At 66.6% G+C, this 20,883-nt stretch carries 20 protein-coding genes; 12 read left to right on the forward strand and 8 right to left on the reverse strand.

The window, feature by feature from the left end:
- Window positions 1–44: 44 nt before the first annotated feature.
- The 5 genes from HNS34_RS01750 to HNS34_RS01770 all read right to left on the reverse strand — a co-directional run bounded on the left by HNS34_RS01750 (window position 45) and on the right by HNS34_RS01770 (window position 5,016).
- Complete coding sequence (locus HNS34_RS01750) at window positions 45–620, reverse strand: porin family protein (RefSeq protein WP_172317372.1); 576 nt, start codon at window positions 618–620, stop codon at window positions 45–47.
- A 135-nt stretch (window positions 621–755) separates the two neighbouring features.
- On the reverse strand, window positions 756–1,337 hold the full coding sequence (locus tag HNS34_RS01755) for an outer membrane protein (RefSeq protein ID WP_172317374.1): 582 nt from the start codon (window positions 1,335–1,337) through the stop codon (window positions 756–758).
- A 132-nt stretch (window positions 1,338–1,469) separates the two neighbouring features.
- Window positions 1,470–3,113 (reverse strand): CTP synthase, encoded by a 1,644-nt coding sequence (locus tag HNS34_RS01760; RefSeq protein WP_172317376.1) that lies wholly within the window; start codon window positions 3,111–3,113, stop codon window positions 1,470–1,472.
- Window positions 3,114–3,276: 163 nt separating this feature from the next.
- The gene (secG, locus tag HNS34_RS01765) at window positions 3,277–3,651 is read right to left on the reverse strand and encodes a preprotein translocase subunit SecG (RefSeq protein WP_172317378.1); all 375 of its coding nucleotides are present in this window, start codon (window positions 3,649–3,651) and stop codon (window positions 3,277–3,279) included.
- A gap of 123 nt (window positions 3,652–3,774) precedes the next feature.
- Window positions 3,775–5,016 (reverse strand): GAF domain-containing sensor histidine kinase, encoded by a 1,242-nt coding sequence (locus tag HNS34_RS01770; protein ID WP_172317380.1) that lies wholly within the window; start codon window positions 5,014–5,016, stop codon window positions 3,775–3,777.
- Between the two features lie 165 nt (window positions 5,017–5,181).
- Here HNS34_RS01770 and HNS34_RS01775 point away from each other — a divergent pair, with 165 nt between their 5' ends.
- The gene (locus tag HNS34_RS01775; RefSeq protein WP_172317382.1) at window positions 5,182–6,477 is read left to right on the forward strand and encodes an adenylosuccinate synthase; all 1,296 of its coding nucleotides are present in this window, start codon (window positions 5,182–5,184) and stop codon (window positions 6,475–6,477) included.
- Between the two features lie 22 nt (window positions 6,478–6,499).
- Window positions 6,500–6,745, forward strand: coding sequence for a DUF2842 domain-containing protein (locus HNS34_RS01780; protein ID WP_172317384.1), 246 nt, complete (start codon window positions 6,500–6,502; stop codon window positions 6,743–6,745).
- 84 nt (window positions 6,746–6,829) lie between these two features.
- Here the strand turns inward: HNS34_RS01780 and HNS34_RS01785 are convergent, their stop codons facing one another.
- On the reverse strand, window positions 6,830–9,298 hold the full coding sequence (locus HNS34_RS01785) for a midas domain-containing protein (RefSeq protein WP_172317386.1): 2,469 nt from the start codon (window positions 9,296–9,298) through the stop codon (window positions 6,830–6,832).
- Window positions 9,299–9,470: 172 nt separating this feature from the next.
- Between HNS34_RS01785 and HNS34_RS01790 the strand changes: the two genes are divergently transcribed.
- The 8 genes from HNS34_RS01790 to HNS34_RS01825 all read left to right on the forward strand — a co-directional run bounded on the left by HNS34_RS01790 (window position 9,471) and on the right by HNS34_RS01825 (window position 17,152).
- Window positions 9,471–10,097 (forward strand): thiamine diphosphokinase, encoded by a 627-nt coding sequence (locus HNS34_RS01790; RefSeq protein WP_328700458.1) that lies wholly within the window; start codon window positions 9,471–9,473, stop codon window positions 10,095–10,097.
- 75 nt (window positions 10,098–10,172) lie between these two features.
- Window positions 10,173–10,961, forward strand: a complete 789-nt coding sequence (gene rpiA, locus HNS34_RS01795; RefSeq protein WP_172317390.1) for a ribose-5-phosphate isomerase RpiA — start codon at window positions 10,173–10,175, stop codon at window positions 10,959–10,961.
- Between the two features lie 105 nt (window positions 10,962–11,066).
- Window positions 11,067–12,425, forward strand: a complete 1,359-nt coding sequence (gene gor / locus HNS34_RS01800) for a glutathione-disulfide reductase (RefSeq protein ID WP_172317392.1) — start codon at window positions 11,067–11,069, stop codon at window positions 12,423–12,425.
- Between the two features lie 87 nt (window positions 12,426–12,512).
- Entirely contained in the window at window positions 12,513–13,658 is a 1,146-nt protein-coding gene (gene hflK / locus HNS34_RS01805) for an FtsH protease activity modulator HflK (protein ID WP_172317394.1), read from the forward strand.
- Entirely contained in the window at window positions 13,658–14,653 is a 996-nt protein-coding gene (gene hflC, locus HNS34_RS01810) for a protease modulator HflC (RefSeq protein ID WP_172317396.1), read from the forward strand. Before hflK ends, hflC begins: the two co-directional genes overlap by 1 nt.
- A gap of 4 nt (window positions 14,654–14,657) precedes the next feature.
- Entirely contained in the window at window positions 14,658–14,855 is a 198-nt protein-coding gene (locus HNS34_RS01815) for a DUF2065 domain-containing protein (protein WP_172317398.1), read from the forward strand.
- Window positions 14,852–15,331 carry a GNAT family N-acetyltransferase gene (locus HNS34_RS01820; RefSeq protein ID WP_214647390.1) on the forward strand — a complete coding sequence of 160 codons (480 nt, stop codon included), beginning with the start codon at window positions 14,852–14,854 and terminating at the stop codon, window positions 15,329–15,331. The genes HNS34_RS01815 and HNS34_RS01820 overlap by 4 nt, the downstream gene beginning before the upstream one ends.
- A gap of 405 nt (window positions 15,332–15,736) precedes the next feature.
- Window positions 15,737–17,152 carry a DegQ family serine endoprotease gene (locus HNS34_RS01825; RefSeq protein ID WP_172317894.1) on the forward strand — a complete coding sequence of 472 codons (1,416 nt, stop codon included), beginning with the start codon at window positions 15,737–15,739 and terminating at the stop codon, window positions 17,150–17,152.
- 80 nt (window positions 17,153–17,232) lie between these two features.
- Here the strand turns inward: HNS34_RS01825 and HNS34_RS01830 are convergent, their stop codons facing one another.
- Window positions 17,233–17,793 carry a peptidoglycan-binding domain-containing protein gene (locus tag HNS34_RS01830; protein ID WP_172317400.1) on the reverse strand — a complete coding sequence of 187 codons (561 nt, stop codon included), beginning with the start codon at window positions 17,791–17,793 and terminating at the stop codon, window positions 17,233–17,235.
- 255 nt (window positions 17,794–18,048) lie between these two features.
- Between HNS34_RS01830 and HNS34_RS01835 the strand changes: the two genes are divergently transcribed.
- Window positions 18,049–18,369, forward strand: a complete 321-nt coding sequence (locus HNS34_RS01835; RefSeq protein WP_172317401.1) for a 2Fe-2S iron-sulfur cluster-binding protein — start codon at window positions 18,049–18,051, stop codon at window positions 18,367–18,369.
- A complete protein-coding gene (locus HNS34_RS01840; protein ID WP_172317403.1) occupies window positions 18,369–19,154 on the forward strand; it encodes an FG-GAP repeat domain-containing protein in 786 nt (261 codons plus the stop codon). Before HNS34_RS01835 ends, HNS34_RS01840 begins: the two co-directional genes overlap by 1 nt.
- Before the next feature lie 379 nt (window positions 19,155–19,533).
- On the opposite strand, the gene purD is transcribed toward HNS34_RS01840, so the two are convergent.
- A complete protein-coding gene (gene purD, locus HNS34_RS01845; RefSeq protein ID WP_172317405.1) occupies window positions 19,534–20,802 on the reverse strand; it encodes a phosphoribosylamine--glycine ligase in 1,269 nt (422 codons plus the stop codon).
- Window positions 20,803–20,883: the final 81 nt, after the last annotated feature.

The raw sequence follows: 20,883 nt of genomic DNA on the forward strand, positions 1-20,883 counted from the left end.
CAGGTCGGGGCAATTGACACGCAAACGGGGCCGTTTCGCAAGTGTCAGAAATGAAACGCGATCCCGACCGAGATCGTGTCGGTGTCGAAATTCGTCGTGTTCGGGAACCCGATCCGGCGCAGGTCCATGTCGGCATGGGTATACTCGATCCGGGCCGACAGGTTCTCGGCCAGCATCTGTTCGAAGCCGAGCCCGTAGACCATGCCCTCGGCTTCGAAATCGCCGATGGATGTGCTGACCTCGACATCCGTGGTCTGGTAGCCGAGCCGCGCATAGACCAGCGAATTGCCAAACGCATAGCCGCCGCGAATGCTGGCCGTCAGGGTATTTTCCATCGTGATCGTGGTCGGTGAGGGGGCCATGGAATGGGTGCCCGACATGCCATAGGAGAGCTCGCCGCCAAGCACCCAGTTGGGGCCGAGGGCGTGGTTGTAGCCCGCGAAAATGGCGTAACCCGGCGCGATTTCCGGATCGACGGTCGCCGCTGGCACGGTCGGATTGACCGCGCCGACAGATAGACCGCCATAGAAGCCTTGCCAGAGCGCGGCATCGGCATGGGCTGAGGTGGCAGTGGCACCGGCAATCAGCGCGGCGGCGAGGGTGCGGGGCAGGCGGGTCATCGTGGCGTCCTCCTTGGACGGGGGTGGTTTCTGCCCATAGGTCGGATGACGCTGCGTAAAGGTTCAAAGCATCGCATGAGAAAAAAGGGGCGGCGCGCCGGGGATTGCGCGCCGCCCCATTTCGGGTTGAGGGGATCAGAAGTGATAGGCCACGCCGATGGAGACGCGGGTCGATTCCAGCTCGGTGCCCGGAGGCGCACCGCCGCCATCGACATCCCAGACGCTCTGCGTGACCTCGATCCGGCCCGAGAAATTCTGCGCGAACATGTGCTCGACCCCGAGGCCGAAGACGTGGCCCTCCAGTTCGGGCGTGCCGGGGGCGAAATTGATCGCCATGTCGCCGGACTGGTAGCCAAGACGGCCATAGATCATCGTGTTGCCGGTCACGTAGCCCGCGCGCGCGCTGACCGTGACTAGGTTCTCGACATCGAACGAGGCGGGGAAAAGCGCCGGAATGTCATGGCCGAGGGACCGGCCATAGCCAAGCTCGCCCCCGATCACCCAGTTCGGGCCGATCGCGTGGTTGTAGCCGACGAACACATCGCCGCTGAAACCGGTGTCGATATCGGCGGTGATCGCGTTGATGTCGGCACTGCTGAGCCCCATGGAAAAACCGCCATAAAGCCCCTGGAAGGCGGTGGCGTCGGCGAAAGCGGCGGGGGCCGTCGCGGCGGAAAGGGCAAGGGCGGCGGTAAAGGTCTTGAGGGAACGGCGCATGGGGCGGCCTCCTGGAAAATGATCGTGAAGAGAAAAGGATGTCGTGATCATGGGTCGCAGGACGGCGGACCGGCGTTCAAAGAAAAGCCGCCCCGGTAATGGGGGCGGCTCGACTTACCCTGTCTGTGCTCGTCACACCAGCCGCGACACGTCCACCGCCGCGCGCACGAAATCGGCGAAGAGGGGATGCGGCGCGAAGGGTTTGGATTTCAGCTCGGGGTGGAATTGCACGCCGATATACCACGGGTGATCCTCGACCTCGACGATCTCGGGCAGGCGGCCATCGGGGGACATGCCGGAGAAGATCAGGCCCTTTTCCTCAAGCGCCTTCTGAAAGCGCAGGTCGACCTCGTAGCGGTGGCGGTGGCGTTCCTCGATCCGGGTGGTGCCGTAGATCTCGGCCACTTTTGAGTCGTCCTTCAACACCGCGTCATAGGCCCCCAGCCGCATGGTGCCGCCCTTGTCATCCGTGACCTTGCGGGACACGGTATGATTGCCCTGCACCCATTCCTTGAGGTGGTAGACCACGGGCGTGAACCGCTTTTTCCCGGCCTCGAAGTCGAACTCCTCGGACCCCGCATCCTCCATCCTGGCCAGGTTGCGCGCGGCCTCGATCACCGCCATCTGCATGCCGAGGCAGATGCCCAGATAGGGAATTTTCCGCGTGCGGGCAAACTCCGCCGCCTTGATCTTGCCCTCGGTGCCGCGTTCGCCGAACCCGCCGGGGACCAGGATCGCGTGGAAGCCCTCAAGATGCGGCGCGGGGTCTTCGGTGTCGAACACTTCCGCATCGACCCAGTCGACATTGACCTTGACCCGGTTGGCCATGCCGCCATGGGTCAGCGCCTCCTTGATCGACTTGTAGGCGTCTTCCAGCTGCGTGTACTTGCCGACGATGGCGACGTTGATCTCGCCCTCGGTGTGGTGGATGCGGTCGGCCACGTCCTGCCAGATGCCCAGATCGGGGCGCGGCGCGGGCGAGATGTTGAACGCGTCCAGCACCGCCTGGTCCAGCCCCTCGCGGTGATAGGCCAGCGGCGCCTCGTAGATCGACTTGAGGTCATAGGCGGGCACCACCGCCTCCTTGCGGACATTGCAGAAAAGGGCGATCTTCTCGCGCTCCTTCTCGGGGATCGGCTGTTCCGAGCGGCAGACAAGGATATCGGGCGCGATGCCGATGGACTGCAATTCCTTGACGCTGTGCTGCGTCGGCTTGGTCTTGAGCTCTCCGCTGGCGGCCAGGTAGGGCAGCAGCGTCAGGTGCATGAAGATGCATTGCCCGCGCGGCTTGTCATGGGAGAACTGGCGGATCGCCTCGAAGAATGGCAGGCCCTCGATATCGCCCACCGTGCCGCCGATTTCGCAGAGCATGAAATCCACGTCATCCTCGCCGATGCGGATGAAATCCTTGATCTCGTTGGTGACATGCGGAATCACCTGGATGGTCTTGCCCAGGTAGTCGCCCTTGCGCTCCTTCTCCAGCACGTCCGAATAGATCCGGCCCGAGCTGACAGAATCGGTCTTGCAGGCAGGCACGCCGGTGAAACGCTCGTAATGGCCGAGGTCGAGGTCGGTCTCGGCCCCGTCATCGGTGACGAAGACCTCGCCATGTTCGAACGGGCTCATCGTGCCGGGATCGACGTTCAGGTAAGGGTCCAGCTTGCGCAGCCGCACGGTGAATCCACGCGCCTGCAGAAGCGAGCCGAGCGCCGCCGAGGCCAGCCCCTTGCCCAGGCTCGAGACCACACCGCCGGTGATGAAGATGAAACGCGCCATATGGTGCTTGCCCCCCGTGCCGGACCGCCGCATCGCAATGGCGATTCCCGGTCCTGAAATCCGATACTCACGGGATTTGAGGATAACAGGATTCGCAGCGCGTCCGCAAGGCAGCCGCTAGATGATGTTGAGTAAAGGGGGCAGGCCCCCAAGATTTATTGGATCATTCGGTGCGCGGCGGCACCAGCGGCGCGTCGCTATCGGATGGCGGCAGAAGCGGGCCGTCGCCGCTCAGGTCGGGAAGGACGGGCGCATCGCCGGGCTCTTCCGCTGGCGCGTCGGTGACCCGGTCCAGCACCGATCCGCCGCCCGAGTTCTGCGCCGACAGGATGGTCAGCGTGATCGAGGTGACCAGGAAGGCAACCGCGAAAACCCAGGTGATCTTGCCAAGCGCCGAGGCCGCAGAGCGCCCCGTCATCGCGCCGCCGCCACCGCCGCCGCCCATGCCGAGCCCGCCCCCTTCGGAGCGTTGCAGCAGCACCACGCCGATCAGGCAGATGGCGAGGATCAGGTGGATGACGAGAATGACATTTTCCATGGGGGGATCGGTCCGGGCCTTGGTGTGCTTTCTCGCCTACTTATGAGATGCGACAGGCCGCCGCAAGCCCATGGATGCAGGTGCAGCACGGGTTTCGCCGGACGGTGATGCGCATGCCGCCCCTCATGTCAGTGCCACGGGGTCCGGCAGCGCAATCGTGAAGGTGGTGGTGCCGTCCGCGCAGTCCACCTCGATCCGCCCGCCTTGCGCGTCGGCGATGGAGCCCGCGATATAGAGGCCAAGCCCCAACCCGCCGCCGCTTTCCCGGTTGCCCCTCTGGAAGGGCTGGAACAGTTGCTGACGCATCTCCTCGGGCAGGGCCTCGCCCTGGTTGGCGACACAGACAGTGACGCCTTGCGCATCCGTCACCGCCCGAACCGCGATGGGGGCGCCCTCTTGTCCATGCTGCACGGCGTTTGACACGAGGTTCGAAACCGCCTGCGCCACCCGCGCGGCATCGCAGTGCACGGGACGGGTGATCGACAGATCCAGCGCGATCTCCCTCTCGGGAAAGGCCGACCGGATTTCCCCGACGACATGGGTGATGGCCTGCGACAGCGGCGCGTCGGGCTCGGCGTTGACCCGGATGCCGCCGCCGAGACGGTTCTTCGCGTGCAGCATGATATTGCCGATCAGGTCGCTCATGCGATGCACCGAGGCGCGCATCAGGGGCAGCAGATCGCGCGCCTTGTCGGTCTGCGGCTCCTTCGCCAGCAGCCGCAGGCCCGCGTCGAGGGCGGCCACCGGGTTGCGCAGGTCATGGCCCAGGACGGCGACGAATTCCTCCTGGATGCGCGCCATCTCGCGCTCATGGGCGACATGCGCCTCCTGTGCCTCCAGCCGTTCCTCGGTCTCCAGGCTGCGGCCGATGAGGTCCGCGAACATCTCCAGCATGGCGACGGCGCGGGGGTGCTTGACGTCGCGCGGCACGGTGTCGATGGCGCAGAGCGTGCCGAAGAAACTGCCATCGCTGCGATGGATCGGGATCGAGGCGTAGCTGACGATGCCGAACTTTGCCGCGATCGGGTGGTTCCGGTAGACCTCATCGGTGGCGACATCGTTGAACAGCACTTTCTGCCGCGTCACCCGAACCGATTGGCAGAAGGTCGACCGGATCTCGATCTCGTCGCCCGGTGCCAGGCCGAAATCGACCTCGTCCACGGTCCGGCAGGCGACCCAGCGATCCTCGGTCACGCGCGCGACCGCCGCAAAGCGCATGTTCGCGGCCAGCATCACGGTTTCGAGGATGGTGCCGACAAGGTCGCTGCTGGACAGCATCTCGATATCGGCCTGGAAATCATGCGCGCGCGCCAGAAAGGCGGCGTTATCCTGCAACTGCGTCCGGCGCAGCATTTCGTCCGTCATATCCCACCCATCCCGTATGTCACCCGACATCCGCCAAATCTTGCACAACACGGGATGGGAGGCAATCTTGCCTGACCGCGCGCGCGCCGCGCCAGATTCCGGTTTCACCCCGCCTCCCGCGCCGCTATACCGCCTGCGGAGTTTCGGACAGGAAGGACGAACAGCATGGCCAATGTCGTGGTGGTGGGGGCCCAGTGGGGCGATGAAGGCAAGGGCAAGATCGTCGATTGGCTGTCCGAGCGCGCCGATGTGATCGCGCGATTCCAGGGCGGCCATAACGCGGGCCACACGCTGGTTGTCGATGGCACCGTCTACAAGCTGCACGCGCTGCCCTCGGGCGTGGTGCGCGGCGGCAAGCTGTCCGTCATCGGCAATGGCGTGGTGCTGGACCCCTGGCACCTGATGCGTGAGATCGAGACCATCCGCGCGCAGGGCGTGCAGATCAGCCCCGAGACGCTGATGATCGCCGAGAACACGCCGCTGATCCTGCCCATCCACGGTGAGCTTGATCGCGCCCGCGAGGAGGCCGCCAGCACGGGCACCAAGATCGGCACCACCGGGCGCGGCATCGGCCCGGCCTATGAGGACAAGGTGGGCCGCCGCTCGGTCCGGGTGGCCGATCTGGCCGATGACGCGACGCTTGAGGCGCGGGTGGACCGCGCGCTGCAACATCACAACCCGCTGCGCCGGGGTCTGGGCATCGCGCCTGTCGATCGCGACCGGCTGCTGGCCGATCTGCGCCAGATCGCGCCGCAGGTTCTGGAATACGCCGCGCCGGTCTGGAAGGTGATGAACGAGAAGCGCCGCGCCGGCAAACGCATCCTCTTTGAAGGGGCGCAGGGCGCGCTGCTGGATATCGACTTCGGCACCTATCCCTTTGTCACCTCATCGAATGTCATCGCGGGCCAGGCCGCCACCGGCGTCGGCATCGGCCCCGGCGCGATCGACTTCGTGCTTGGCATCGTCAAGGCCTACACCACCCGCGTCGGCGAAGGCCCGTTCCCGACCGAATTGGAGGATGCCGACGGCCAGCGCCTGGGCGAACGGGGGCATGAGTTCGGCACCACCACGGGGCGCAAGCGCCGCTGCGGCTGGTTCGACGCCGTCCTCGTGCGCCAGACCTGCGCGACCTCGGGTGTGAACGGCATCGCGCTGACCAAGCTCGACGTGCTGGACGGGTTCGAGACGCTGCGCATCTGCACCGGCTACGCGCTGGATGGCGAGGTGCTGGACTACCTGCCCACCGCCGCCGAGCAACAGGCCCGCTGCGTGCCGGTCTACGAGGAGATGCCGGGCTGGTCCGAAACCACGGAAGGCGCCCGCTCCTGGGCCGACCTGCCCGCCAACGCGATCAAATATGTGCGCCGGGTCGAGGAATTGATCCAATGCCCTGTCGCCATGCTCTCGACCAGCCCGGAACGCGAGGATACCATCCTGGTGACCGACCCCTTCGCCGACTGACCGACTGATAAGGAGGCCCGATATGGCCCTGTCCTACAAGGCGCGCCGCCGCTGGGCGCTGGTGATCTTGCTCCTGGGCCTGCCCGGCTACATCGCCGTGGCCTGGTTCCTGACCAGTTTCCTGGAGGTGCAGTCGGTGCTGCTGCAACTGGCGATCTTCGTGGGCCTGGGGGTGGTCTGGATCATTCCGCTCAAGCCGATCTTCATGGGGATCGGCCAGCCCGACCCGGATGCGGACAGAGACCGGGACGACACACCCGACCGGTGACCGACATCTGGTGATGACAAAAGAAAACCCCCGGAAGGCGCATTGCCTGCCGGGGGTTTCCCTGTTCGGGATCGGGGCCTGCGGTCAGCGGCGGTAGTAATCCGATTTCCGGGTCAGGCGGAACTGGCCGCGGCGGATCTTCTCGATCTGGCCGTCATTCAGGATCAGGCCGAAGGCGCGCAGCGCATCCTCGCGCGCGATCTCGCTATTCGAGGCCTGGATCACCAGGTTGACGACCTCGGCGCGGCCAAAGACGGACTGGCCCATGCGATGCGTCACGAACCCGGCGGCGGCAGCCGCGACATCGACCAGCTCACTGGCGCCGTTTTCCTGTGCGTAACGCCCGAATTCATCATCCGCCAGCACCGGCCCGGTGGGGGCGGGCGTATCGACGACCCGGGCGATGGCCTGCTCGGGCTCCAGGTCCAGGGTGCCGGTCGCGGCCTCCCGGTCTTCGTCTTCATGGCGGTCTTCGTCGCGCGACATATCGCGGGCGACGGCGAGGTTGCTTTTCACCACGCGGCGCGGGCGCACCACGGTGGCGGTGGGCAGCGCGCGGGCGCGGCCCTCGCCGGTGGTCTCGTCGACGCGCTGCTCCGAGACCAGCACCAGCGGCGCGGGCCGGGCGGTGGCCGGGGCGGGGCGGTCCAGGCGGCGCTGGCCCTCCTTCTGCACCCGGCGCGGGCGCATGACGCGGGCCAGGTCTTCGCGGTAAGGCTCGGTCTCGTCCTCGGGGGCTTGCGGCTCGGCCAGCTGTTCCTCGGCGGCGCGCGCGGCGACGGCGGCTTTCAGGTGGCCGATATTGGCGCGGCGGCGGCTGTTCTCATCGGTCGAGAGGCGGCTGTCGGTGGCCTCGAACAGGCGGCGCACATCCTCCTCCGGGTCGCCGGTTTCCGAGCGCTCCTCCAGTTGCTGGCGGCGGGCCTCGCGCTCGGCGCGGCGGCTTTGCCGGTCGGCTTCGATCGCGGCCAGTTCGCGCTGCAATTCGGCCTCGTCCGCGGGGTCGAGATCGGTGGGCGAGGGATCGGCCCCGGCTTCGGCCGTGTCCGTGTCGTCCGCGTCGGCAGTGGGCGCATTCTCGGCGTCGGCCTCGGGGGCGGCTTTGGTCTTGCCGCGGATCACCCAGACGCGCGGCGCTGTGGCGGCGGGGGCCGGTTGCGCGGCGTCTTCGGTGCCGGTGTCTTCGGCGGTCTCGGCCTCATCAGCGGTCTCGGTCTCGGCCTCGGCTTCCGGCGCGTCACCCGTTTCGGGCGCGTCCTCGACGGCCTCGCCCGTCTCCTGCGCCGCAGTGTCGTCGGAGCCTGCCGCCGCCAGCGCCGCGATCAACGCGTCCGAGGCGTTTTCATCGGCATCCTGCGCCACCGCATCGTCAGTGTCGTCATCCCCGACCTCGGCCCCGACCTCGGCCCCGACCTCGGCGACGTCTTCATCATCCCCATCCTCGGGATCATCGGAAAAAGGGTCGCCTGCGTGCTCGTCCTCGCTATATCCGATCTCGTCATCGCGGTCGCGGGCTTCCTCCAGCGCGACGACGCGGCGGATGCGGGCCAGTTTCGCGGCGACACTGTCGGGGTCGGGAAAGCTTTCCTCGACGGGTTCGGCAAAGGCTTCCTCGGCGCGGTTGTCCCCGGCGCTGTGCTGCACAGTCTCATCGGCGGCTGACATCGCCTGCATGACCGCGGAAAGCGTGTCTTCGCCCTCGGCCCGGTCGTCCTGCCCGTCCTCTTCCGCATCAGCGGCACCGGCGGCACCGGCGGCAAGGGCTGCGGCAGTGGCGCTGGCGGCGGCGAGGGCGGCGGCATCGCTGTCCTCATCCTCGGCCTCAACCGGCGTGTCGCTTTCGGCAAAGAAATTTTCCGCCGCATCTTCGGCGGTTTCCTCTGCCGGTGCGTCGTCGCCGGTCGTGTCCTCGGCAGCGGCTTCGGGGGCCGTGAAATCCGCGACGAGGGACTCGTCTTCCGCGGCAACTTCGGTGGCGGCGGTATCTTCGACGAGGGCCTCATCCTGCGCGACCGCCTCGGCAGGGGCCTGCTCGCGACCATCCTCGGGCTCGTCTTCAGCCGAAGACGCCTCCGCCTCGGCCAGGTCGCCCGCAGCCTCGGCCAACTCCGCCGCATCCTCGGCCACCTCCTCGGCGGCATCGGCCAGATCGGCGGTGTCTTCGGCCACATCCTCGGCCGCTTCCGCGACCTCCTCGGGGCTGGCGTCGTCCTCCTCGACCTCGGCCACGCCACGCGCCGCATCGCCATCCTCGGCCATTGCGCCTTCGGGGGCGGCGTCGGTATTGTCATAGGCTTCGTCCGACTGGCGCAGGATCAGCCCGGTTTCGGAGAGCTGCGCATTGACCCGTGCCTTGACCGCCTGTTCGGTGATCCGGTGCAGCATCTCGGCGTCGGGGGTCGGCGGCTCGGCCCCGAAGAACCTGTCGCCCGCGGCCAGGTCGCGGAAATATTCCGCGATCGCCTTCATCGCCGAGAAAGGATCGTTGAACCCTTCCAGCGTGCAGGAGAACGTCCCGTAGGAGACCGTCAAAATCTTGTTTGCATCACTCATGGTCTTGCCTCTGCTCCTCCCGGCGTGGCCCCGGAATTTACACTCTTGCGAAATCTTCTGACAAATCTATTCCATTCAAAACGGTCACCATTGGGGCCATTCTTTGATTTCTGTCCGGAAAAAAGGCGATATCTTGCCAGCTTCATCGTCCAAAATCCGATCTGACACCTTGGTGACATTATTGGGCGGGGGGGACCTTAACCCGGCCGATCTTGCCGAATCTTTAAGCCTCGCCCCGAAACTCGTGGCCGCCGATAGCGGCGCGGATGCTGCCCTGAGCCTCGGATACCGTCCTTGCGCGGTTGTCGGCGATCTCGATTCGATCTCGGATCACGCCCGCGTCTCGCTGCCTGACGGGGCCTTTATACATGTGGCCGAGCAGGAGAGCACGGATTTTCACAAGGCGCTGTCGCGCATTGACGCGCCCGGCGTGCTGGCGCTTGGGTTTACCGGCGGGCGCAACGATCATGAACTGGCCGCCTGGCACACGCTGATGGCGCAGCGGGCCCCGCGCGCGATCGTCCTGGGCGGGGCTGATCTGGTCTTCCTCTGCCCCGCCGAGATGACCCTGCGCCTGCCCATCGGCACGCGCGTCTCGCTCTTTCCGATGGCCCCCGTCAGCGGCACGTCGCAGGGGCTGGAATGGCCCATCGACGGGCTGGATTTCGCGCCCGGCAGGCGCATCGGCACCTCGAACCGCAGCGTGGCCGCCAGCGTCCGCCTGACGATGGACGCCGCCGCGATGCTGGTGATCCTGCCCAAGGCGCATTTGCGCATCGTCTCTGCCGCGCTGTTCTGACAGGAGCGTTTTTCCCTCGCCAGTGCAGGCGCGCTTGTGTAAACCCGAGCCCAATCAACGAGGGACGCAACCGACATGACCGCACAGCTTTCGCCCATCGACAAGGCCAAATTCGTCGCCGCCAAACGCGCGGTGGATTATGTCGAGGACGGGATGCGGATCGGGCTTGGCACGGGCTCGACGGCGGCCTGGATGGTGCGCTGCCTGGGGGAACTGGTGCGCGATGAGGGGATCAAGGTCACCGGCGTCGCCACCTCGACCCGCACCGCTGATCTGGCGCGCCAGGTGGGGGTGCCGATCTCGACCCTCGATGAGGTCAAATGGCTGGACCTGACCATCGACGGGGCCGATGAATACGACCCGCAACTGAACCTCATCAAGGGCGGCGGCGGGGCGCTCTTGCAGGAGAAGATCGTGGCCACCGCCAGCGACCAGATGATCGTGATCGCCGATGCCTCCAAGCAGGTCGAAACCCTCGGGGCCTTCCCGCTGCCGATCGAGGTGATCCCGTTCGGCTGGCAGACCACCAAGGCGCTGGTCGAGGAGATGCTGGGAAATCTCGACGTGCTCGGCAACACGACCTCGCTGCGCCTCAACCATGACACGCCGTTCCGCACCGATGAGGGCAACTTCATCCTCGATCTGCACCTGCGCCACATCCCCAATCCGCAGCAGCTCAGCCTGGTGCTGAACCAGGTGCCGGGCGTGGTCGAAAACGGGCTCTTCCTCGATATCTGCGACGTGGTGGTGATCGGCAAGGGCGATGGCAGCGTGGAAGTGCGCGACATCAACAACGGCACCGTTGAACACGAGCGCATCGACATCATCGACACCGACAACCTCTTCGTCGACATCGCGGAGTGATCGCCACCTCCTGATGCACAGGGACGTGTGCAGCCGCGCGGGCTGCGCGAGGGGGTGATTGGCGCCAGATAGGGGTTATGAGGCAATCAGGAAGGACGGCGTGACATGACCGCATTCGATTACGACCTTTTCGTCATTGGCGGCGGCTCGGGCGGGGTGCGCGCGGGGCGGATCGCGGCGGAACATGGCGCGAAGGTCGCGCTGGCCGAGGAATACCGCATGGGCGGAACCTGCGTGATCCGGGGCTGCGTGCCGAAGAAACTGATGGTCTATGCCTCGGAATACCCCGACCAGGTGCGCGATGCGGCGGCCTATGGGTGGGAGGCCACGCTCGGGGCGTTCGACTGGGGCAGGTTTCACGGCAAGCTGGAGGCCGAGCTTGACCGGTTGGAAGCGGCCTATCGCCGCAACCTGGACCGCGCGGGCGTGAAGGTCTTCGATACCCGCGCGACGCTTGCCGACCCCCACAGCGTCAAGCTGGCCGATGGCAGCACGAAAACCGCGAAGCACATCCTCATCGCCACCGGCGGCTGGCCCTTCGTGCCGGATTTCCCCGGCTCCGACCTGGTCATCACCTCGAACGAGATCTTCAAGCTCGACGCGCTGCCGAAATCCATCCTGATCGTCGGGGGCGGCTATATCGCCTGTGAGTTTTCCTGTATTCTTAATGGCTTGGGCGTGGACGTGACGCAATTCTATCGCGGTCCCCAGATCCTGCGCGGCTTCGACGATGAGGCGCGCGACCACATCGCCGACGCGATGCGCGCGCGCGGTGTGACGCTTCATACCGACACCGTGCTGCGCAAGCTGGAGCGCGGCCCGGACGGCATCAAGGCGACCTCCGGCGACGGCTCCATCGCGCAATATGACGCGGTGATGTATGCCACCGGGCGCCACCCGAACACCGCCGGCCTGGGGCTGGAGGAGATCGGCGTCACCCTGCGTGAGAACGGGGCGATTGCGGTGGATGAGTACAGCCAGACCAACATCCCCTCGGTCTTTGCCGTGGGCGACGTGACCGACCGCGTCAACCTGACGCCTGTGGCGATCCGCGAGGGCCACGCCTTTGCCGACACCGTCTTTGGCGGCACGCCGCGCAAGGCCGAGCATGACCTGATCCCCTCGGCCGTCTTCACGCAGCCCGAGATGGGCACCGTGGGCCTCACCGAGGAGGCGGCCCGCGCGCAAGGCCCGATCGAGGTCTATGTCGCCGCCTTCCGGCCGATGCAGCCGATGTTCGCGGGGCACGCTGAAAAAGTGCTGATGAAACTGGTCGTCTGCGCCGACACGCGCCGCGTCCTGGGCGTGCATCTGGTGGGCGATCACGCGGGCGAAATGATCCAGATGGTGGGCATCGCGGTGCGCATGGGGGCCACGAAAGAGGATTTCGACCGCACGGTTGCGGTCCACCCCACGATGGCCGAAGAACTGGTCACGATGAAAACACCCGTGCGCACGGCTTGATTTTCGACCAATATAAGCACAGGTAGCAAGGAACCGCCGCGCGCGCCGACGTGTGCGGCTTGGACATCTAGAGGGAAGTAGGCTGGTATGGCAGGAAATTCTGGCGGACCCTGGGGCGGCGGTGGCGGCTCTGGCAACGGTGGCAACAGGGGCGATGACGACCGCGATCCACCCCGAGGCGGGCGCGGCCCCGGACAGGGCGGGGGTCAGCAGATCCCCGAACTGGACGAGATCATGCGCAAGGGCCAGGAACAGCTGCGCGTCCTGATGGGCGGTCGCGGCGGCGGCGCCAACGGCGAAGGCGGCGGTGGCGGCCCCCAGATCGGGCGCGGCGGCTTCGTCATCGCCGGTCTCGCCGTCATTGGCCTCTGGCTCTACGCCTCGGTCTACTCGGTCCAGCCCGAGGAACGCTCGGTCGAGCTCTTCCTGGGCGAGTTTTCCTCGGTCAACGATCCCGGCCTCAACTTCGCGCCCTGGCCGCTGGTCACTGCCGAAGTGGTCGAGGTCACCACCAACCGCACCGAGAGCATTGGCAACAACCGCTCCGGCGCGCAGGCCGATGGGCTGATGCTGACGACGGATGAGAACATCGTCGATATCGACTTCGAAGTTGTCTGGAACATCTCCGACCCGCAACGCTACCTCTTCAACCTGCGCGATCCCGAGGCGACGGTGCGCGCGGTCTCCGAGGCCGCCATGCGCGAGGTCATCGCGGCGAGCCAACTGGCCCCGATCCTCAACCGTGACCGGGCCTTGATCGCCGATACGGTCGAGGAACTGATCCAGACCACGCTTGACGGGTATGAAAGCGGCATCAACATCGTCCGCCTCAACCTCGACCGCGCCGATCCGCCAAACGAGGTCATCGACGCCTTCCGCGATGTGCAGGCCGCCGAACAGGAACGCGACCAGCTGCAACGCCAGGCCGATGCCTATGCCAACCGGGTTCTGGCCGGCGCACGCGGTGAAGCGGCGCAATTGCTGGAAGAGGCCGAGGGTTACCGCGCCCAGGTCGTCAACGAGGCCCAGGGTGAGGCCAGCCGCTTCTCGGCGGTTCTGGCCGAATATCTGCTGGCCCCCGAAGTGACCCGCCGCCGTCTCTACCTGGAGACGATGGAACGCGTGCTTGGCGACATGGAGACGATGATCCTGGATACCGAGGCCGGCACCGGGGCAGGGGGCATCGTGCCCTACCTGCCGCTCAATGAACTCCGCAACCGGGGGACCAACTGATGCGCAAGATCACCATCCTCATACCCGTCGCCGTGGTGGCCGTCGCGCTGCTTCTGTCCTCGGTCTTCGTGGTCGATGAACGCCAGCGCGCGCTGGTGCTGCAATTCGGTCAGATCCGCCAGGTCATCGAGGAACCGGGGCTCAACTTCAAGATCCCCTTCATTCAGGAGGTGGTCTATTACGACGACCGCATCCTGTCGCTCGATACCGCGGCGATCGAGGTCACGCCGTCGGATGACCGCCGCCTGGTGGTCGATGCCTTCGCCCGCTACCGCATCGTCGATGCCGAACAGTTCCGGCTGGCCGTCGGTGCCGGGGGCCTGCGCGAGGCCGAACGCCTGCTGGAAGACATCCTGAACCCGCAGATCCGCGCCGTTCTGGGTTCCGAGGGCGTGACTTCCAACACGATCCTGTCCTCTGAACGCGCCGTGCTGATGGAGCGCATCACCGAACAGGCAAGGCTGCGCGCCCTGCCGCTCGGGCTCGATGTGCTGGACGTGCGCCTGAAACAGACCGAACTGCCGCAGCAGAACCTCGCCGCCACCTTCGCCCGGATGCGGGCCGAGCGTGAACGCGAGGCGACGGATGAACGGGCACGGGGTGAGGAAGCCGCACAGCGCGTGCGCGCCACCGCCGACCGGACCGTGGTGGAGCTGGTCTCGGAAGCGACCCGCGACGCCGAGATCATCCGCGGTGAAGCCGATGCCGCGCGCAACCGGATCTTTGCCGAGGCCTTCGGGGCGGATCAGGACTTCTTCGAGTTCTACCGCTCGATGACGGCCTATGAGCGCGCATTGCCGGGCTCGAATTCCTCGATGGTGTTGTCACCCGACAGTGCCTTCTTCGAGTTCTTCGCCGACCCCATGGGCGGCAGCCTGGGCGCGGCCCCGGTCGCGGCGACCCCCGACGCGGCCCCGGAAGAGGAGGTCGAAACCCCCGAGGAGGAGGAGGCGGACGCCCCCCTCCCGGCGGATGCGCCGACCGTGGGGCAGTAGACCCATGCTCCAGACGATCCTCTGGGGGTTCGGACTGGTACTTGTGATCGAGGGGCTGGCCTATGCGCTGGCCCCTTCCTTCATGAAGGACCTGATGGAACGGATGCGCCATGAACCCATCGAGACCTTGCGCATCGCGGGCTTCGGGGCGCTGGTGATCGGCACGCTCCTGGTGGTGCTGAGCCAGGTTGCGGGGGGATGAGCGACATCCGGATCAGACCGGCGGCGCCAGAGGACGCGCCCGCAATCAGTGACTTCCTGCGGGAGCTTGCCGCGCGCGGCAAGCGCAAGAGCCCCAGCGATGTCGATTTCGTGCGCATCCATTATATCGGCCACCCCGACCGGATCGCATGCAGCGTGGCATTGGTTGCGCAGGGGCACATACTGGGGATGCAGAGCCTCAAGCATGCGCGCGACGGGAATATCTACGGCGTGACGCAGGGATGGGGCATCATCGGCACTCATGTCAGCCCCGATGCCGCCCGGCGCGGTGTCGGGCGGGCGCTGTTCGCTGCCAGCCGGGATGCCGCGCGGCGCGCCGGGGTGCGCTCGATCGACGCGACGATCCAGCCGGAGAACGCCGAAGGTCTGGCCTATTACGAGGCGATGGGGTTTCGCGATTACCGGGTTTCGGGCGGCGCGATCTGCAAGTGCTACGAGTTGCCGGTGGACATGTAGGCGATAGACCGCGCCGGGGCTGGCCGGAGGCTTTTCGAAAAGCCTCCACAGGGCCTTCGAAGGCCCTGCCGCCCCCACCCGGACCGCAGTGGTGGAGGCTTTCCCAAAAGCCTCCCCCGCAAATTCGAATTTGCGGACGGGGCGCGCCGTCGACGGCGCGTTTCGCCCTCTCTCCGACAAGCAACTTCACGCCCATGTGACCGAGGTTTCAAATCCATTGGTTGATTGACAGCGGCTGCGGGCAAATATCTCTTGTCAGCATGAGGACAGGATTTCCTGAACAACTCTGAACGGAGGAAGAACGTGATCCATCACAATCCAGACACGCGGGCCGTCACCCAGGCCCGTCCGGTTCGCGGGACCGAGCAGGCCAAGACCGCACTGGCATTCATCTTGATCATCGCGATGGCGCTGGCCACAGTCATCGCCTCGGCCTTGCCCTCACGGGCGCAGTTTTCCGGCCCGTCCAGCTTTGCCGATCTCGTCGACCAGGTCGGCGATTCCGTGGTCAACATCACGACCACCAGCCTTGTCGCCTCGGGCACCGGGCCGGGGCCGAACGTGCCGCCGGGCTCGCCGCTCGAGGATTTCTTCAACGAGTTTCTGGACCGGGACGGCCCCGGCCAGCCGCAGCCGCGCCGGCCCAATGCGCTCGGCTCGGGCTTCGTGATCTCCGAGGATGGCTTTATCGTCACCAACAACCACGTCATCGCCGGCGCCGACGAGATCATGATCGAGTTCCGCTCGGGGCTCGAACTGCCCGCCGAGGTAATCGGCACCGATGAGAACACCGATATCGCGCTTCTCAAGGTCGATCCCGACCAGCCGCTCGATTTCGTCCCCTTCGGCGACAGCGACGTGATGCGCGTGGGCGATTGGGTCATGGCCGTGGGCAACCCCCTGGGCCAGGGCTTCTCGGTCTCCGCCGGGATCGTCTCGGCGCGGGAACGCGCGCTTTCGGGCACCTATGACGACTTCATCCAGACCGATGCCGCGATCAACCGGGGCAACTCGGGCGGGCCGCTCTTCAACATGGATGGCGAGGTCGTCGGCGTGAACACCGCGATCCTCAGCCCCAATGGCGGCTCGATCGGGCTTGGCTTCTCGATGTCGTCCAACGTGGTCATGCGCGTGGTCGAACAGTTGCAGGAATTCGGCGAGACCCGCCGTGGCTGGCTCGGCGTGCGCATCCAGGACGTGACCCCCGATATCGCGGAAGGTCTCGGGCTCGAAGCCAGCGCGGGCGCGCTGGTCACCGACGTGCCCGAAGGCCCCGCGCGCGAGGCCGGGATGGAAGTGGGTGACGTGATCACCAGCTTCGACGGCAGCACGGTCGAGGATACCCGCGAACTGGTCCGCATCGTCGGCGAATCGCCGGTTGGCGAGACCGTCCGCGTCGTGGTCCTGCGCGAGGGCGAGACCCAGACCCTGCTGGTCACGCTCGGCCGCCGCGAAACCGAGGAGCGCGTCGCCTTCCCCGATACGGAAAGCCCCGACGTCGCCCCCGAGCAGAGCGATTTCCGGGGCCTGACCCTGATGCCGCTGACCGATGAGCTGCGCCAGCAGCTTGGGGCCGAGGGCGTCGAGGGCGGCCTGGTGATCGAGGCGGTCGACCCCAACAGCGAAGCCGCCGACCGCGGCCTGATGGCGGGTGACGTGATCACCGAGGTCGGCCAGGAGCCGGTGGCCGATCTCGACGCCTTCCACGCCCGCGTGGCCGAGGCCGCCGAGGCCGGCCAGAAATCGGTGCTGCTCCTGATCAGCCGGGGCGGCAACCCGCGTTTCGTGGCGCTGCCGATCTCGGACGAAGAGGACGAATAATGCCGGGACACGGCCTCCCGACATTGCAAGAACCGCCCGGCCCGAGAGATCAGGCCGGGCGTTTTGTCATCTGAACGGGGTCATGCGTCCGAAGGTGCCCCCCGCACCGCCGCCGCCTCCGGATCCCAGACCGCCAGCCCCAAGAGCCGCGCCGCCGCCAGCGACAGCGCGCCGGAATTCAGACCCTGGGGCCGCTGGTATTCGCGGATGGCGCGGCGCGTGCGCAGATCCATCACCCCCGTCACCGGCCCGCGATAATGCCCGCGCACGGCCAGCGCCCGCTGCACCATGGCGATGAACTCGGGGTCGTTTTCGGCGGCGCAGGGTGTCTCGAACCACAGGTCGTCGCGCTCGGTCACGATGCGCTGGCGGGTCTCGGTCTGGAAGATCGCGGGGCTGGTAACGGTGCCGCCGGCATCCACCTGGGGCGGGGCGACCATCACCTGCTCCGTCACCGTCTCGATCACGGCGGGCGTCACGTCCTGCGCGTAACAGGCATCGGGCCGGGCATTCTCGGGGCCCTCGCCGCGCGTCACGATGGTGCCGTCACGATCCAGAAGCCGCGCCACCTCGGGCGAGGGGGCGGGGCTACATGCGGCAAGCCACAACGCGCCCGCGCCGATCAGGGGAAAGAGTTTCATATCGGGCCTGTATCCGGAGAGCCCCGTTTGCCGGGGCATCTGTTCTGCGCCCGCTTATACCGCCATTCGACGCCCCGGAAAAGCGCCCAAGCGGGGATCGGCGGCATCCTGTGTCCTTGCGGTCCGGGGCCTCTGGCCTCCCCTGGCACGATCCACTATATGTCTGCACATATGCAGGGGCGATTTCGGGGCTGGAAAAGGCGGGCCGGGGTCGTTACCTGTTTGATGGATTTGAAGACGAGGACCGCTCCCCCCATGGCAAAGATCACCTATATCGAGTTCGGCGGCACCGAACATGTCGTCGATGTTCCCACCGGGCTGACCGTGATGGAAGGCGCCCGCGACAACAACATTCCGGGCATCGAGGCCGATTGCGGCGGCGCCTGCGCCTGTTCCACCTGCCATGTGCATGTCGATCCCTCCTGGGTCGAGAAACTGCCCGCCATCGACCCGATGGAAGAGGACATGCTGGAGTTCGCCTACGAGCCGGATGCAACCTCGCGCCTGACCTGCCAGTTGAAGGTCACGGATGAGCTGGACGGGCTGATCGTGCGGATGCCGGAAAAGCAGATCTGATGCGGCTTGCGGGACTCGTCGCGGCGTTTGGCCTCGGGACGGGTGCCGCGATGGCCTGCGAACAGCCTCCGCACCGGGCGACCGATCTGCCGGAAAGCGTCACCTTCGCGGGCGCCGAGGGCGAGGGGGTCTGGGCTGCCTGGTATGGCTCCGCGACCACCCGCTACGGCCACGGCGTCCTTGGCGACGCCATCGAGGGCGGCGCGCTCTACGCTTATGCCGAAGGTGCGGGCAATGACTGCGACCTCGTCGGCGTCACCCTGGACGGGGCCCATGTGTTCGAGGACACCGCCCCGCGCCTGGCCGACCTGGACGGCGACGGCATGGCCGAGATCATCACGGTCCGTTCCAGCCTGACGCAAGGCGCGCAACTGGCCATCTACGCCGCCACCGGCGCCTCGCTGACGCTCCTCGCCACGACCCCCTATATCGGCCGCGCCAATCGTTGGCTCGCGCCCATCGGGGCCGCCGATCTGGATGGCGACGGGCATATGGAGATCGCCTATATCGACCGCCCCCACCTGGCGCGCACCCTGCGCATCTGGCGCTTTGCAAATGGCGACCTGACCGAACTTGCCGCCGCCACCGGCCTCACCAATCACCGCATCGGCGAGGATTTCATCTCCTCGGGTCTCCGCGATTGCGGGGACGGCCCCGAGATGCTGACCGCCAATGCCGACTGGTCCCGCCTCATCGCCAGCCGTTTCGATGGCACCGGGATCACCGCAACCGACCTCGGCCCCTACAGCGCCACCGCGCTGCAAACCGCGTTGTCCTGCGACTAGCGCCCCAACCCCGATTCGCCTGACGGGTCAAGGATCGCGTCAGCGACTGCGCCCCGCGCGGCCCCGTCCTTGACGCGGCAGGCGACTCGGACAGCAGCCTTGATCAGGTCCGAATGCGGGCATTCCCCGCCATTCGGACCTCTCGGCAAACCGGCATCACGCCCTCCACACTCACTCCGTCCGAATCCCGGACGCAGCCTCGATCCCTGCCCGCCGCGCGTGCGCGCGGCGCCGGATCGGCGCCGAAAGGCGGCGAAATCCCGTCCTCGAAAACCGGACAAACCTGTCAGGAATTTCTGACACTCCTGTCAGAAAAGCCGCGCAAATCCCGTTCCCATAACTCTTCAGAACGGTCGCCGCCGTCAGGCGGCGACCCCCCTCATCCCTCCAGCGCCCGCCAGCCGATATCGGAGCGGCAGACCCCCTCGGGCCAGTCCACCCGGTCCACCAGCGCATAGGCCCGGTCCCGTGCCGCGCGCAAGTTCTCTCCCCGCGCGGTCAGCCCCAGAACCCTGCCGCCATTGGCCAGGTATTGCCCGTCCCTGCGCGTGGTCCCGGCGTGAAAGCACATCTCATGGCTGGTCTCGGGCATCTCCTCCAACCCCCTGATCACGCTGCCCTTCTCGTAACTTCCGGGATACCCCTGCGCCGCCATCACCACGCACATCGCGTGATCTTCGGCCCAGTTGACGGCCATGTCACCGAGCCGCCCCTCGGCGCAGGCCAGCATGAGATCCAGCGCCTGACCGCCGAGGCGCAACATCAGGCATTGGCATTCGGGATCGCCGAAGCGGACATTGTATTCGATCAGGCGCGGCGCGCCGTGTTTGATCATAAGCCCCGCGAACAGCACACCCGAGAAAGGCGTGCCGCGCCTCGCCATCTCGGCCATCGTTGGACGGATAATTTCATCCATTGTTTTCAAGATGATAGCATCCGTCATCACCGGCGCGGGCGAATAGGCCCCCATGCCGCCCGTGTTCGGCCCCTGATCGCCGTCAAAGGCCCGCTTGTGATCCTGCGCCGTGCCGATGGGCAGCACGGTTTCGCCATCGCAGAGCACGAAGAAACTGGCCTCCTCGCCCTCCAGGAACGCCTCGATCACCACCTCGGCGCCCGCGCCGCCGAAACTGCCCGCGAACATGTCGTCGACGGCGGCCAGCGCCTCCGCCTCGCTCATCGCCACGATCACGCCCTTGCCCGCCGCAAGCCCGTCGGCCTTGACCACGATGGGCGCGCCCTGTTGGCGGATATAGGCCCGCGCGGGCTCTGCCTCGGTAAAGCGCGCATAGGCCGCCGTGGGGGCACCTGCCGCGTCGCAGATCTCCTTGGTGAACGCCTTGGAGGCTTCAAGCTCCGCCGCCGCCTGGCTCGGTCCGAAGCACAGGATCCCCGCCGCGCGCAACGCATCCGCGACCCCGGCGGCCAGCGGGCCCTCTGGTCCTATGATAACGAAATCAATGGCTTCCTCCGCGGCGAAGTCCACCACCTCGCCCGCATCCTCCGGGTCCAGGGCCGCGCAATCGGCGATCTGCGCGATGCCGCCATTGCCCGGTGCCACGACCAGCCGGTCGCATTTCGGGTTCTGCAGGCAGGCCCAGGCCAGGGCATGTTCGCGCCCGCCGCTGCCAAGGATGAGTATGTTCACTTCCGGCCCCCAGACTGGTAATTCCGGGGTCGGGATACGCAAGCGGGCGCAAAGTCACAAGACGCGAAGGGGGCGGGGTGG

Source organism: Alterinioella nitratireducens, from assembly GCF_013155465.1.
GTDB classification, from domain to species: domain Bacteria; phylum Pseudomonadota; class Alphaproteobacteria; order Rhodobacterales; family Rhodobacteraceae; genus Alterinioella; species Alterinioella nitratireducens.